Origin of the sequence: Bradyrhizobium sp. AZCC 1719, from assembly GCF_036924525.1 — a bacterium.
Taxonomy (GTDB): domain Bacteria; phylum Pseudomonadota; class Alphaproteobacteria; order Rhizobiales; family Xanthobacteraceae; genus Bradyrhizobium.
On the sequence record NZ_JAZHRU010000001.1, the window covers coordinates 3,224,944 to 3,238,587 of the forward strand.

14 protein-coding genes are annotated in these 13,644 nt (G+C 63.3%); 10 read left to right on the forward strand and 4 right to left on the reverse strand.

What is annotated here, in order from left to right:
• Positions 1-18: 18 nt before the first annotated feature.
• Positions 19-1,368 carry a lytic murein transglycosylase gene (locus V1292_RS15270; RefSeq protein ID WP_334373562.1) on the reverse strand — a complete coding sequence of 450 codons (1,350 nt, stop codon included), beginning with the start codon at positions 1,366-1,368 and terminating at the stop codon, positions 19-21.
• A gap of 338 nt (positions 1,369-1,706) precedes the next feature.
• Here V1292_RS15270 and V1292_RS15275 point away from each other — a divergent pair, with 338 nt between their 5' ends.
• From V1292_RS15275 to V1292_RS15300, 6 genes are all read left to right on the forward strand, one after another.
• Entirely contained in the window at positions 1,707-2,576 is an 870-nt protein-coding gene (locus tag V1292_RS15275) for an FAD binding domain-containing protein (RefSeq protein ID WP_334373564.1), read from the forward strand.
• Positions 2,577-2,579: 3 nt separating this feature from the next.
• The gene (locus V1292_RS15280) at positions 2,580-3,056 is read left to right on the forward strand and encodes a (2Fe-2S)-binding protein (protein WP_334373565.1); all 477 of its coding nucleotides are present in this window, start codon (positions 2,580-2,582) and stop codon (positions 3,054-3,056) included.
• A gap of 18 nt (positions 3,057-3,074) precedes the next feature.
• Positions 3,075-5,348, forward strand: coding sequence for a xanthine dehydrogenase family protein molybdopterin-binding subunit (locus V1292_RS15285; RefSeq protein WP_334373566.1), 2,274 nt, complete (start codon positions 3,075-3,077; stop codon positions 5,346-5,348).
• A gap of 235 nt (positions 5,349-5,583) precedes the next feature.
• On the forward strand, positions 5,584-6,138 hold the full coding sequence (locus tag V1292_RS15290; RefSeq protein WP_334373567.1) for a DinB family protein: 555 nt from the start codon (positions 5,584-5,586) through the stop codon (positions 6,136-6,138).
• A 164-nt stretch (positions 6,139-6,302) separates the two neighbouring features.
• Positions 6,303-6,680, forward strand: coding sequence for a hypothetical protein (locus tag V1292_RS15295; RefSeq protein WP_334373568.1), 378 nt, complete (start codon positions 6,303-6,305; stop codon positions 6,678-6,680).
• A 206-nt stretch (positions 6,681-6,886) separates the two neighbouring features.
• Positions 6,887-7,303, forward strand: a complete 417-nt coding sequence (locus V1292_RS15300; RefSeq protein WP_334377055.1) for a VOC family protein — start codon at positions 6,887-6,889, stop codon at positions 7,301-7,303.
• Positions 7,304-7,408: 105 nt separating this feature from the next.
• On the opposite strand, the gene V1292_RS15305 is transcribed toward V1292_RS15300, so the two are convergent.
• The 3 genes from V1292_RS15305 to V1292_RS15315 all read right to left on the reverse strand — a co-directional run bounded on the left by V1292_RS15305 (position 7,409) and on the right by V1292_RS15315 (position 9,987).
• Positions 7,409-7,684 (reverse strand): hypothetical protein, encoded by a 276-nt coding sequence (locus tag V1292_RS15305; RefSeq protein ID WP_334373569.1) that lies wholly within the window; start codon positions 7,682-7,684, stop codon positions 7,409-7,411.
• Positions 7,685-8,087: 403 nt separating this feature from the next.
• A complete protein-coding gene (locus V1292_RS15310; protein ID WP_334373570.1) occupies positions 8,088-8,336 on the reverse strand; it encodes a hypothetical protein in 249 nt (82 codons plus the stop codon).
• A 205-nt stretch (positions 8,337-8,541) separates the two neighbouring features.
• Positions 8,542-9,987, reverse strand: a complete 1,446-nt coding sequence (locus V1292_RS15315) for a helix-turn-helix domain-containing protein (protein WP_334373571.1) — start codon at positions 9,985-9,987, stop codon at positions 8,542-8,544.
• Between the two features lie 195 nt (positions 9,988-10,182).
• On the opposite strand from V1292_RS15315, the gene V1292_RS15320 reads away from it, so the two are divergent.
• The 4 genes from V1292_RS15320 (at position 10,183) to V1292_RS15335 (ending at position 13,622) form a co-directional block, all read left to right on the forward strand.
• A complete protein-coding gene (locus V1292_RS15320) occupies positions 10,183-11,820 on the forward strand; it encodes an isocitrate lyase (RefSeq protein WP_334373572.1) in 1,638 nt (545 codons plus the stop codon).
• Positions 11,821-11,887: 67 nt separating this feature from the next.
• Positions 11,888-12,097 carry a DUF4170 domain-containing protein gene (locus V1292_RS15325; RefSeq protein WP_028347002.1) on the forward strand — a complete coding sequence of 70 codons (210 nt, stop codon included), beginning with the start codon at positions 11,888-11,890 and terminating at the stop codon, positions 12,095-12,097.
• Positions 12,098-12,341: 244 nt separating this feature from the next.
• Positions 12,342-12,896 (forward strand): hypothetical protein, encoded by a 555-nt coding sequence (locus V1292_RS15330; RefSeq protein ID WP_334373573.1) that lies wholly within the window; start codon positions 12,342-12,344, stop codon positions 12,894-12,896.
• A gap of 33 nt (positions 12,897-12,929) precedes the next feature.
• A complete protein-coding gene (locus tag V1292_RS15335) occupies positions 12,930-13,622 on the forward strand; it encodes a glycine-rich domain-containing protein (protein WP_334373574.1) in 693 nt (230 codons plus the stop codon).
• Positions 13,623-13,644 lie beyond the last annotated feature (22 nt).

The window sequence follows — 13,644 nt, forward strand, 5'->3', positions numbered from 1 at the left end:
GCGGGGAATGACGAAGAGCTACCGCGCCGCCGGCATCACCAGGCCGGCGGGCTGCGCCTGGACGCTGGGGCCGCGCATCCGCGCCAGCAATTCCGCCGTCGGCCAGGAATCCGCCGGCAGGCCGTATTTGATCTGCATCGCCTTCACCGCCGTGCGGCTCAACTGGCCCATGATGCCGTCGACCTTGCCGACATTGTATCCCGCGCGCACCAACAACTGTTGCAGCTCCTTCAGCTCGTTGAGCGGAAGTTGTGCGACCGGCGCCGATGGCGGCCGCATCGGCGGGGCGCCGGCGATGCGGCTGGCGAGATAGGCGGCGGTGGTCGAATAGATCAGCGAGTTGTTCCACTCGGTATAGGCGGCGAAATTCGCATACGCCAGAAACGCCGGTCCGGTGCGGCCCATCGGCAGCAGTAGCGAGGCCGGCAGGTCGTCGTTCGGCAGCGGCCGGCCGTCGGGATAGGTGACGCCGAGCTGCGCGAACTTTGCGCGTGGCAGTTTTGTCGTGAGGTCAGCCTGCTCCCACGGAAAATTTTGCGGCGCGCGCACTTCCTGCAGCCACGGCTCGCCGCGCCGCCATTTCAATCCGCTGGCGATATAGTTCGCGGTCGAGCCGATCACGTCGGACGCGCTGCGCAACAGGTTGCGGCGGCCGTCGCCGTCATAGTCCACCGCGTAGTTGAAGTAGTGCGTCGCCAGGAACTGCGTCTGCCCGAGCTCGCCGGCCCATGCGCCGATCATCTCGCTTGCCGTGAGATCGCCGCGGTCGACGATCTTCAGCGCGGCGATGGTTTCCTTGCTGAACATCTCGGAGCGGCGGCAGTCATAGGCCAGCGACACCAGCGAGCGCAGCGTATGCAGATTGCCTAACTCGGCGCCAAAACTGCTCTCCAGCCCCCAGAACGCGGCGATCACGGCCGGCGGCACGCCATATTCCTTCTCGGCGCGGTTGAACGCGGCCGCATGCATCCGGATTCGCGCCTGCGCATTTTTTGCCGCGCCATCGGACGCCCTGTTCCGTGCGAACTCGGTGAACACCTGGCCGAACACGCGCTGGCCGCGGTCGCGGTTGACGATGCTCTGGTCATAGACCAGGTAGGGCGCCGCTTCGGCCAACGTGCGCTGCGACACGCCCTCCGCAATCGCCTGCTGTTTGAGATCGGCGAGGAAGCGGTCGAACGACAGGCCGTTGTGACAGGCCGCGCCGCGGGGTGCGCGCGGAGCGGCGGCAGGGGGCTGTTGCCCGGGTGCCGGCGCGACCACAGGTCTCGGTGCGGGACGAACCGGGGCGGGGACTGGTTGGGCGATGGCGAGAGATGAAAGAAACAGGGACGCGGTGGCAGCAACGAGGGATCTGTGAAGCAGCATCAATGTCACCGGCGAGCAGGAATTGTAGGGTGGGCAAAGCCACCGGGTCGCGCGAATGCGCGCCCGATGACAGGCTCCGCGTGCCCACCATTTCAAATCCGGCCAGTTCAATCAATATGGTGGGCACGGCGCAAGTGCGCCTTTGCCCACCCTACAGCCTCCCGCCTCGGAGCAATCCGCCGCGCAAGGCCGTCACGCGCATAGGAGCCTGCCGTATCAACCTGATCTCGCAGGCTGTTCCAACCGCTTTTCCCCGTGTAGGCTTAGGGTCTGCCCGACTTTTGAAGGTGAGCCGACAATCACTGGGGCGGGCGGAACGAGGGAGATGGCGGAAGACCATGACGGAACTCCGATATTTGGCGCCTGGCACGCTTGACGAAGCGGTCGGTGCATTTGCGAAAGCCGGCAGCGCGGCGCGCATCCTGGCCGGCGGCACCGATCTTCTGGTGCAGATGCGATCCGGCGCGCTCAAGCCCGGCGTGATCGTCGACATCAAGAAAATCCCCGAGCTGACGGCAATCGAACAGACCGCCGACGGCGGCTTTCGCATTGGCGCCGCCGTCTCCGGCATGGCGCTCGCCGAGCACGAGACGTTCGGCAAGGTCTGGCCCGGCGTGCTCGAAGCCGTCAACCTGATCGGTTCCAAGCAGGTGCAGGGCCGCGCCTCCGCCGGCGGCAATCTCTGCAACGGCTCGCCCGCCGGCGACAGCGTGCCCGCGATGGTCGCGGCCGGCGCCGTCGTCACCGTGCAGGGGCCGGACGGCCGCCGCGAGATGAAGGTGGAAGACGTCCCCGCCGGTCCCGGCCGCACCAACTTGAAGCCCGGCGAGATCCTCGTCAGCTTCACGCTGCCGCCGCGCCCGCCCGGCTCGAGCGATGCTTATCTGCGCATGATCCCGCGCACCGAAATGGACATCGCCGTGGTCGGCTGCGGCGTCAGCCTCACCATGAAGGACGGCACCGTCACATCAGCCCGCGTCGGCTTGGGGGCGGTGGCGCCGACCGTGCTGCTGGTGGAAGACGCCGCAAAGGCGCTGATCGGTTCAAAGCTAGACGACGCCGCGCTGGCGAGGGCCGCAGCGGCATGCTCCGCCGCCTGCCGCCCGATCGACGACAAGCGCGGCACCATCGCCTATCGCATCAAGGTGGCCGGCGTGCTGCTTAAGCGCACCGCCGCGATCGCTGCCCAACGCGCGCAAGGAAAGTAATTCATGGCCAAAGTTCACGTCACCACATCAATCAACGGCGAGCCGATGGAATTTCTGTGCGAGCCATCAGACACCATGCTCGACGCGCTGCGCGGGCCGCTTGCGCTGACCGGCTCCAAGGAAGGCTGCGCCTCAGGCGATTGCGGCGCCTGCTCGATCACGCTCGACGACCGGCTGGTCTGCTCCTGCCTGATGCTCGCGGTGGAATCCGAGGGGCACGAGATCAGGACCATCGAGGGCCTGGCGCAGGGCGAGCGTCTGCATCCGCTGCAGCAAAAATTTCTGGAAATGGCCGCGCTTCAGTGCGGCATCTGCACGTCGGGCATGCTGGTCGCGTCCGACGCGCTGCTGAAGAAAAATCCGGACCCGAGCGAGGAGGAAGTCCGCTTCTGGCTCGCCGGCAATCTCTGCCGCTGCACCGGCTATGACAAGATCGTCCGCGCGGTGATGGAAACCGCTGCCGAGATGCGCGCGCACTAATTTTCGGGAGATAGCCCCATGAACCTCGTCACCAACAACAAATGGATCGGCCAGCGCACCATTCGCCCTGATGGCATGGACAAGGTCACCGGCCGCGCCCAGTTTGCCGCCGACACCACCATGCCCGGCATGATCTGGGGCAAGGTGCTGCGCAGCCCGCATCCGCATGCGCGCATCCGGTCGATCGACACGTCGAAGGCGGAGAAGCTGCCCGGCGTGAAGGCTGTCGTCACTTCGAAAGACATCGTCGACTTCCCGATCGAGAAGGGCGCGGTCATGCTGGGCATCCAGGATATGCGCTGGATGTGCCGCAACGTGATGGCGCGCGACAAGGCGCTATTCCCCGGCCACCCCATCGCGGCCGTCGCCGCGACCACGGAAGCGATCGCCGAGGAAGCCTGCAAGCTGATCGAGGTCGATTACGAGGTGTTGCCGTGGTCGATCGAGATTGACGACGCGCTCAAGCTAGATGCGCCGATCCTGCACGAATTCAACAAGTTCGACGGCAAGCCTTCCAACATCGTCGGCCGCCTCGAGCACAAGAAGGGCGACATCGAACGAGGTTTTGAGCAGGCCGACATCGTCATCGAGCGCACCTTCACCACGCGCCCGGTGCACCAGGGCTATATCGAGCCGCATGCCTGCCTGATCTCGGTCGCGCCAGACGGCAAGACCACGATCTGGAGCTCCAGCCAGGGCCAGTTCATGGTGCGCGCGATGACGGCCTATCTCACCGGCATCCCGCAGAGCGATATCCGCGCCATCCCCGCGGAGATCGGCGGCGGCTTTGGCGGCAAGACCATCGTCTATCTCGAACCGCTCGCGACGCTGCTCGCAAAAAAATCCGGCCGCCCGGTGAAGATGGTGATGACGCGCGAGGAAGTGATGCGCGCGACCGGCCCCACCTCAGGCTCGAAAAGCACGGTGAAGATCGGCGCGACGAAGGACGGCAAGATCGTCGCCGCGCACGGCACCTTCTATCTGCAGGCCGGCGCCTTCCCGGGCTCGCCGATCCGCGGCGCTGCGGGCTGCAGCTTCACGCCCTACGACATTCCGAACCTGCTCTCGGAAGGGTACGACGTCTGCTCCAACCGCTCCAAGGTTGCGGCCTATCGCGCGCCGGGCGCGCCGATCGGCGCCTATGCGGTCGAATGCGTGCTCGACGAAGTCGCGGAAGCGCTGAAGATCGACCCGCTCGACTTCCGCCTGAAGAACGCCGCCAAGGAAGGAACCAAGGCCGCGCACGGCCCGGTGTTCCCGCGCATCGGCTATATCGAGACAGTGGAAGCAGCAAAGGCTTCGCCGCATTACGCCGCGCCGCTCGGCGACGGAAACGGCAAGCTGAGGGGCAGGGGCGTGGCTAGCGGCTTCTGGTTCAACGCCGGCGGCGAATCTTCCGCGCAAGTCAACATCACAGAAGACGGCAACGTCGTCGTCACGACAGGGCACCCTGACATTGGCGGCTCGCGCGCCGGCATCGCCAACATCTGCGCCGAGCTGCTCGGCATCGACTACCGCCGCGTCTCCGTTATCATCGGCGACACCCAGACGGTCGGTTTCTCCAACTTGACCGGCGGCAGCCGCGTGCTGTTCGCCTCGGCGATGGTGGTGACGCAGTCGACCGAAAAGATCATCCAGACCTTGCGCGAGCGCGCGGCCAAGATCTGGGAAATCGATCCGGAAGCGGTGAAGTGGGAGAATGGTGCTGCGCATCCGGCGAGCCCGAACGCCGGCCAGTTCGAACCGCTGACGCTGGAAGAGCTCGCCGAGAAGGCGCCCGCGATGGGCGGGCCCATTGGGGCCGGCGTGCAGCTCAACACCCAAGGCGCCGACGGCGGCTTCGGCACGCATGTCTGCGACGTCGAGGTCGACGTCGATCTCGGCATCGCGCGCGTGATCCGCTACACCGCCGTGCAGGATGTCGGCCGCGCCATCCACCCCGGCTATGTCGAGGGCCAGCTCCAGGGCGGCGTCGCGCAAGGCATCGGCTGGGCGCTGAACGAGGAATACATCTACACGAAGGAAGGCAAGGTCGATAACCCCGGCTTCCTCGACTACCGCATGCCGGTCTGCTCGGACCTGCCGATGATCGACTGCATCATGGTCGAGATCCCAAACCCAAAACACCCGCAAGGCGTCAAGGGCGTCGGCGAAGTGCCGCTGGTGCCGGTGATGGCGGCGGTGGCGAATGCGATCTACAACGCGCTGGGCAAGCGTTTCTACGCACTGCCGATGTCGCCGCCGAAGGTGCTGGAGAAGCTGGAAGGCCCGATGCAGCAGGCGGCGGAGTAGGACGCGGGGCCCGTATGTCACCACACCGTCTTTGCGAGCGAAGCGAAGCAATCCATGGCGCGGCAAATGGAGATATGGATTGCTTCGTCGCTTCGCTCCTCGCAATGACGGGCGTGCGTAGCCCGGATGAGCGAAGCGATATTCGGGACCTTCATTATCGTTTCCCGCATGTCGCTGCGCTCATGCGGGCCACTGGCTGACAACGCCAATGAATGACGTGCTCCCCTATCGCACCATGGCGTACAACAACGCCTGGGCAAACCATCGGCTGCTCACCGCCTGTCTCGGGCTGTCGCCGGATGAATTCACCGCGAAGCGAACCGGCTTCTTTCCAAGCCTGCGCGCCACGCTCAACCACATCCTGATCATCGACCACTTCTACGTCGATGCCATGGAAGGCGGGACGCTCGGTCCGGCCGCCTGGGCGGATCAGGAGCCTTGCGCAACGGTCGTCGCGCTGAAAGAAGCGCAGGCCGCAGTCGATCGGCGTTTGCTCAAGGTCGTCGAAGCGCTCGACGGCGCCGGATTGCAGCGCATCGTCTCCGTGCATCGCGGCACCTCCATCCAGCGCGAGCGAATGGACCGCTTGCTTCTGCATCTCTTCCAGCACCAGGTGCACCATCGCGGCCAGGCCCACTGCATGCTGAGCGGCACGTCGGTGAGCCCGCCTCAGCTCGACGAGTTTTTCTCGGCAGGTGAAGCGCCGCTGCGGGCAGCGGAGTTCGCGGAGCTGGGCTGGAGCGAGGAGAAGATCTGGGCAGTTCGGGTGTCGAGGCCTGAACAAGCGTAGCGATCGCTTGGCTCATGCGGGCTACGTGCCATCCTGAACGACTACAACGCAACACTCATCAGTTGAGCGTGAACCATCAGTTCAATGTGAACCATCTCATACCCCAAACAACCATACGTTGCCACCATAACGCCGGGGGCCTCGAAGTGAAATGGAGGTTCATCATGGTAGCGAAGATCTCGATGATGGCGGGAGCCGTGGTTTTGGCGCTCGGCCTGACAAGTCCGATGGTTGCGAACGCTGTCTGCATTGACGAGCCGTGTCCGCCACCCAAGCCTGCCGCGGGAGCGGGCTGGCGGTCGGCAAACTTCCCGGCGCCGAATGGCGGCGTGGTGGCCTATCGCATTATGGGCAACAATCCGGCCTGCGCGTCCTATGATGGGCGCAATTGCCTGTGGGGGATGAAAGTCAGCCAGATCGATTTTGATCGGGTCCGCCCGCTGGTCTGCGGCGCGAATCATCGTGCCGCGTGGGGCGTCACCGGCTACGAGGATCGCAGGCACTGGTGCAATTTGGCACGGCGCGTGGTTTCGACTGATTAGTTGATATTGATAGCAAGCGTGACCCGCACGGGCGAAGTGGTATCGGGGATTCACCGTCTCCCGCATCTCGCTGCGCTCATGCGGGCTACACGTTTGCCATCTTCACTTGAAGATCAGTCAGCCTAGCCACTCTATTCTCAAGCGCTGGATCAGCCTATCCTTGGTGCGATTAACGCCTTGATAAGCCGTAGCGGAATGTGGAAGCCATCGTGAACGATCAAAATCCACCCAGCACTTCGCCCTTCCAGTCCATCCGCGCCGTCGACTACACTGTCATCTTCGTGCGCGACATGGCGGCGATGCGCCGCTTCTATGAGGGCGTCCTTCGCTTATTCCTGACGCGCGAATTGTCGGCGGGCTGGATCGAGTACCAGATCGGCGGCAACACCCTCGCGCTGGCGCGGCCGAGCCGGACGGCAAAGGATGCGCCTGTGCCCGCGGGCAGCGCTTCGCTGCAGCTCGCCTTCAAGGTTGCCGCCGATGATGTCGATCGCTGCGCCAAGGAGCTGGTGCGGCACGGCGTCGATCTGCTCGAGCCGCCGACCAACCAGCCGTTCGGCCATCGCACGCTGTTCTTCAGGGATCCGGACGGAAACCTGCTGGAGGTGTATGCGGAGATCTAGCGACTCATTGGAAGCGTAGCCCGGATGAGCGAAGCGATATCCGGGATTCTACTGGTCCCGCATATCGCTGCGCTCATGCGGGCTACAAAGTTTTACCGCAGCCACCTAGTTCAGCGTCAGCCACACCAGGTTGCAGTCGCGGTGGCAGGTGTTGCAGTGCGCCGGCTGATTAAAAGTGTTGGCGAGCTGCCATTCCTGCGCTTCGTTGCTCCATTGCGCCGTGGCGTGGCAGATGATGTCGTCGGAACCGCAGGCGTCGCAGACCGGCGTGGAACGGGCGGCGCGATTCACCACCTTGCGCTCGATCGGCTGCGGCCGCTCCGGCGCAATCCGGTCCTGGACGATTTCGAACGGGTTCATCAGCTTGACGCGTCGCAACATTGGCCCTGCATCCATTCTCGCGAGTCTTGATTCGCTGCTTTCAAAACTAGCGAATCGGCCCGGCCGTTCCATCGCAAAATTGCGCAATACCCAAGATTTAACTTTGTCATTTTCGGGAGGATTTCTTGGAAGGCGACGGCGGAAAGCGGCAGGCGATCGCTGGCGCCTTTCGCTAGCTCGTGTCCCAGGCGCGATGCAGCGCGCAGCGCTGCGTCGCAGAACCGGGAGCCATAGGTCGCGCGGCAGATAATAGGCCCCGGCTCTGCGGTGCACCACTTCGTGGCGCACCGCGTCCGGGGCACGTAGCGGGACCATGTCACGCTGTCAGAGCAAGCGATGCGGCCTTGCGAGCGCGCAAAGCAAAACGGCCCGGGCAGTGATGCCGGGCCGCTCCATTAACCGCCTAATACTTCTTCTTGGTCGTGGCCGATCCGGTCGTCGTCTGCTTGCCCGGCGCGCTTTCCGAATGGCCTTTCGCGGTCTTCTTCTGGTGTCCCGGCGCGTATTTCGACGCACCCTTTGTGGTCGAGCTCTTGCTGTCCTGCATCTTCTGTCCCGGGGCGTATTCCGAGGAACCCGGAGACTTCGTGCCCTGCGCAAACGCAGCCGTGGTGAGCAACACGGTCGAAACGGTAATCAACGTCTTCAGCATTGGAGGTCTCTCCTGTTGCGGGAAACCAAGCAACGCCTTGCTCGCGGTGGTGTTCCACTTTTTCCCGCTCACGGTTGACGAGCAATGCCGATGAACAAATCTTCATCTTCTCGCGCCATCCCGGCCCACAAGAGGGAGCGTGCATGCTCCTCACAACTCGGGGCGCGACGCGTCGCAGGAACGACGGGATGAGAGAGTGGGACCCTCACAACTCCCGCGCATTCGAGAACGCGAACGAGGACACCCGCCGCGTGTTCTCGTCCAGGATCAGCGTCCGCGTGATCGGCGGCTCGGCGCGCTGGCTGCAGTTTTCGCGCTCGCAGAGCCGGCAGTTGACGCCGATCGGCGTGCCCTCGGCTTTTTCCAGATCCATCCCGGCGGCGTAGACGAGCTTCGAGGCGTGGCGGATTTCGCAACCCAAACCAATCGCAAAGCGCGGCTGCGGTTGCGGGTGCGGCGCGATCGGGCGGCGCACCATCTGCGCGATGGAAAAATAACGCGTGCCGTCGGGCAGTTCGATCACCTGCTTGAGCAGGCGGTCCGGCGTGTCGAAGGTCGAATGCACGTTCCAAAGCGGACAGGTGCCGCCGAATTTCGAGAACGGAAACGTGCCGGACGAAAACCGCTTGGAGACATTGCCGGCATTGTCGACGCGCAACAGAAAGAACGGCACGCCGCGCGCATTCGGCCGCTGCAGCGTGGTGAGGCGATGGCAGACCTGCTCGAAGCCGGCATTGAAGCGCTGCGCCAGCACATGCACGTCGTAGTTCAGATTTTCCGCCGCGGTGTGGAACGGCTGATAGGGCATCATGACGGCGGCGGCGAAGTAGTTCGCCAGCGTAATCCGGTAGAGCCGCCGCGGGGTGTCGTCGAGGGGTCCTGCGCGGTTGACGATGGCGTCGATGGATGCGCCGCATTCGGCGAGGCCAATCTGCAGCGCGAGCTGGAAGGCCCGGCCCGAGCCGTCGACCAGTTCGGAAATCAAAAGCTGCCGCCGGTGGCGGTCGAACCGCCGCAGCGTCTCGCGCATCACGTCGACCGGCATGATGCGGGTGACGATCGAATGCTTTTCGCGCAGCCGGGCCGAAAGCGCGGCGAACAGTTCCTCGGCGGAGGCGTGGAGTTCGTCGCGCAAATTTTCCGCGGCCTGTTCGAGCTCCGGAAAATAGTTGCGGTTGGCTTCGATCAGGTCGCGCACGCGCTCGATCGGGTTGGCCTCGAAGCGGGCGCCTTCGTCGCGGTCGGCCATTTGGGCCGCCACCAACGTCTCGCCGCGGCGGGCCTCGGTGTAGGCGGCGTAGAGGCGCTGCAGCGAATGGGTCACACCCGGGCAGAGCTCGGCGAGGTCGCGCAGTTCCTGCTTCGGCAGGTCGATCTGCCGGAACAGCGGATCGGAAAAAATCTCGTTCAGCTCGGCGAAGAAGCGGTCCTCGTCGGCGGTAGCGAGATCGCGCAGGTCCAGGTCATAGGTTTCGGCCAGCCGCAACAGGATCTGCGCGGTCACCGGCCGCTGGTTCCGCTCGATCAGGTTGATGTAGCTCGGCGAGATCCCGAGCCCTTCCGCGATCTGGGTCTGCGACAGCCCGAGCTGCTGGCGGATCCGCCGGAACCTCGGCCCGACAAAAAGCTTCTTTCCGGAGTCGGTGGCCATGACAGGGTTCCTGACCTAGGATTGTGACAAAATTTACAAAATGACATCTGTTACAAGTTCATATGTTACATGACATCACCAATAAAAGACAAGGTATCTATACGAATTTCTCTTTCTCGCGTTACCTCTCAGGACGTTTCGCAATGCACTGTCAAGAATGTCGAGTGATGACAGTGGAAGACAAGGATTACGCACATGAACTACCAGCCACGTGGAATCAGTGACCGGACTATCCAGGGACCGGCTTCCTATCTGAGCGAGATTGGAGCTGCTGAAGCACTCCTGAAGGCCCAGCCGACCTGGAATGGCGTCACCGCCGAAGCCGTGGCGCGCATGCGTCTGCAGAACCGCTTCAAGACCGGCCTGGACGTCGCCCGGTACACCGCGGCGCTGATGCGCAGCGATATGGCTGCCTATGACGCCGATCCCACCAAGTACACCCAGTCGCTCGGTTGCTGGCATGGCTTCATCGCGCAGCAGAAGCTGATTTCGGTCAAGAAGCATTTCGGTACGACCGATCGCCGCTATCTGTATCTCTCCGGCTGGATGATCGCAGCGCTTCGCTCCGAGTTCGGACCGCTTCCTGATCAGTCGATGCACGAGAAGACCTCGGTGCCGGCGCTGATCGAAGAGCTCTACACCTTCCTGCGTCAGGCGGACTCCCGTGAGCTCAATGATATTTTCCGCGCGCTCGACGCGGCCCGCAAGGAAGGCGACAAGGCGAAGGAAAAGGCGCTGATCGAAAAGATCGACAACTTCCAGACCCATGTCGTGCCCGTCATCGCCGACATCGACGCCGGCTTCGGCAATGCCGAGGCAACCTACCTGCTCGCCAAGAAGATGATCGAGGCGGGTGCCTGCGCCCTGCAGATCGAGAATCAGGTCTCCGACGAAAAGCAGTGCGGCCACCAGGATGGCAAGGTGACCGTGCCGCACGAGGTGTTCCTGGCGAAGATCCGGGCCTGCCGCCATGCCTTCCTCGAACTGGGCGTCGAAGACGGCATCATCGTGACCCGCACCGACTCGCTGGGCGCCGGTCTCACGCAGCAGATCGCTGTGAGCCAGAAGCCCGGCGACCTCGGCGATCAGTACAACAGCTTCCTGGATTGCGAGGAAGTGACAGCCGCCAACGCCAGGAATGGCGATGTCATCATCAACCGCAACGGCAAGATGATGCGTCCGAAGCGGCTTGCCAGCAACCTCTATCAGTTCCGTGCCGGAACTGGCGAAGATCGCTGCGTGCTCGACTGCATCACCTCGTTGCAGAACGGCGCCGACCTGCTGTGGATCGAGACCGAGAAGCCGCATATCGAGCAGATCGCCAAGATGGTTGATCGCATTCGCGAGGTGATTCCGAACGCGAAGCTGGCCTACAACAACTCGCCGTCGTTCAACTGGACGCTCAACTTCCGTTGGCAGGTGTACGACGCGATGAAGGAAGCCGGCAAGGATGTCAGCAAGTACAATCGAGTCGACCTGATGAAGCCGGAATACGACGATACGCCGCTGGCCATTGAAGCCGACGAGCGCATCCGCACCTTCCAGGCCGATTCAGCAAAGCGTGCTGGTATCTTCCACCATCTGATCACGTTGCCGACCTATCACACGGCAGCTCTGTCGACTGATAATCTCGCGAAGGATTATTTCGGCGAGCAGGGCATGCTGGGCTATGTGAAGAATGTTCAGCGCCAGGAGATCCGTCAGGGTATCGCCTGCGCCAAGCATCAGAACATGGCCGGCTCCGATATCGGCGACGATCACAAGGAATATTTCGCTGGTGAAGCCGCTCTGAAGGCGGGCGGCGTCCACAATACGATGAACCAGTTCGGCTAACGCTGGAATTGATCAGTCTGGGGTCTGGCCGGATTCCAGGCTGATCACGGACAACAGGAGACTGAAGATGACCAAAGGCAGCAATTTCTGGGTGATCGGCGGCGAGTTCGGTTCGATGAACTTTCACAAGCTCGTCGAAGGCTCGGCCCAGGTCAGAGGCCCGTTCAAGACCCGCAAGGAAGCCGAAGAGTGCTGGAAGGAGGTCTCGGAAGAGAGCCGCCATAAAGCCGGCGTACGCTTCTCGATCGTCGAAGAGCCCTCGCGCGTCTCAGCCTGACCGGCTGCTGCCGACCTATCAGAAGAAACGTCCAAGGACAGGCGGCCCCATCCGGAATTCCGGCTGGGGCCGTTTGCGGTTTCAGGGCAGCCTTTCTTCATCCTCTCCCGCCTGCGTGGGGGGTGCCGCCGCGGGGGATAACGGTGGAGGGATAACTCATTGAAAACAAACAACCATTGCGCAAGGCATGGTTACTGCTAGGTTAAGCCCAGGCTAACCCCCTGCAGGATGAAGGCGGCTTCCGATGTCAAACGCGCAAAACACCGGCAACGAGGCTCGAGACATGCGACCGACCCGGCTGCGCGACGCGCTTCGCCAGGCGCGGATCGAGGCCGCCGATCGGACCGGCGTCGTGGTCGAACTGCGCGATGCCGAGGTCGCCCGGCTTGAGATCCTGAACGAGGCGCTCGATCCGCTGTTCGCGGAGGTGCCGGAGCAGATCGACCTGTTCGATCGCGGTGTCAGCCAGGGCGAGACGCCGCGGCTGTGGATCGACGTGGTCGCGCATATCGTGATGGGACGCGACAAGCGCATCTACCGATTCGTGCAGGATACGCGCTTCGGCCGCATCGTGCTTGCCGAGTCGCATGACGTGCCCGTCATCGTCGATGCCGTCACCGGCTACGTCGCGCGCCGCATGATCGAGCGCGAGCATGCGATGGTGGCAATGCCCGTGGCCGAACCTGTTGTGGAAAAGAAGCCGCGCCGCCGCGGCTTCGGCACGTTCGTGCTCGGCTTCGTGCTGGGCGCGGTGGCGCTGTTCGGATTGGCGCTGTATGCAAGTTTGAAGAATTTTTAACCGGAGCCGCCGGGTCGGGCATTCGGGGGCATCGTGGCAGCTTCGTCGGTACCGTTCGTCATCCTGTTCGCCGGCACGCTGTTCGGAATCACCTATCTGTACGGCAAATGGCGCACGCTGCGCCGCGCCGAATTCATCCGTACTTTTCGCTGGCCGCGCGGGCTGCTCGAACGGCTGGAGAAGCATCACCCCGGTTTTCAGCGCAAGGACAGCGCGCTGGTCTCGCGGGGCTTGCGGCAGTTTTTCCTCGCCTATCTCATGAGCGGCAAGCGCTATGTCTCGATGCCCTCGCAAGTCGCCGACGATCTCTGGCACGAGTTCATCCTGTACACGCGCGAGTATGACGCGTTTTGCCGGCGCGCCTTCGGCGGTTTCCTCCACCACACGCCCGCCGTCGTTCTCAGCGAGCACCGCAAGAGCAACGAAGGCCTCCGCCGCGTCTGGTGGTATTGCTGCAAATACGAGAATATCGATCCGGTTCGTCCGACGCGCCTGCCGCTTCTGTTTGCGCTCGACAGCAAGCTCAACATCGCAAACGGCTTCGTCTACCACCCCGACTGCGAAGAACTGCGCAAGAACGGCAGCGGCGCGGCTCATTGCGGCGGCGATTTCGCCGATGGCTCGATCGATGGTGGCACGGATGGGTTTGGCGACGCCGGCAGCGCAAGTGGTGATGGCGGCGGTGGTGGCGACGGGGGCGGTGGTTGCGGCGGCGGTGGCGATTGAGAAATTCGCCCGGCTGCAGGCG

Coding starts and splice junctions, on each gene's coding strand:
- V1292_RS15270 (WP_334373562.1), bottom strand. CDS start 1,368: ATGCTGCTTCACAGATCCCTCGTTGCTGCCACCGCGTCCCTGTTTCTT.
- V1292_RS15275 (WP_334373564.1), top strand. CDS start 1,707: ATGACGGAACTCCGATATTTGGCGCCTGGCACGCTTGACGAAGCGGTC.
- V1292_RS15280 (WP_334373565.1), top strand. CDS start 2,580: ATGGCCAAAGTTCACGTCACCACATCAATCAACGGCGAGCCGATGGAA.
- V1292_RS15285 (WP_334373566.1), top strand. CDS start 3,075: ATGAACCTCGTCACCAACAACAAATGGATCGGCCAGCGCACCATTCGC.
- V1292_RS15290 (WP_334373567.1), top strand. CDS start 5,584: ATGGCGTACAACAACGCCTGGGCAAACCATCGGCTGCTCACCGCCTGT.
- V1292_RS15295 (WP_334373568.1), top strand. CDS start 6,303: ATGGTAGCGAAGATCTCGATGATGGCGGGAGCCGTGGTTTTGGCGCTC.
- V1292_RS15305 (WP_334373569.1), bottom strand. CDS start 7,684: ATGTTGCGACGCGTCAAGCTGATGAACCCGTTCGAAATCGTCCAGGAC.
- V1292_RS15310 (WP_334373570.1), bottom strand. CDS start 8,336: ATGCTGAAGACGTTGATTACCGTTTCGACCGTGTTGCTCACCACGGCT.
- V1292_RS15315 (WP_334373571.1), bottom strand. CDS start 9,987: ATGGCCACCGACTCCGGAAAGAAGCTTTTTGTCGGGCCGAGGTTCCGG.
- V1292_RS15320 (WP_334373572.1), top strand. CDS start 10,183: ATGAACTACCAGCCACGTGGAATCAGTGACCGGACTATCCAGGGACCG.
- V1292_RS15325 (WP_028347002.1), top strand. CDS start 11,888: ATGACCAAAGGCAGCAATTTCTGGGTGATCGGCGGCGAGTTCGGTTCG.
- V1292_RS15330 (WP_334373573.1), top strand. CDS start 12,342: ATGTCAAACGCGCAAAACACCGGCAACGAGGCTCGAGACATGCGACCG.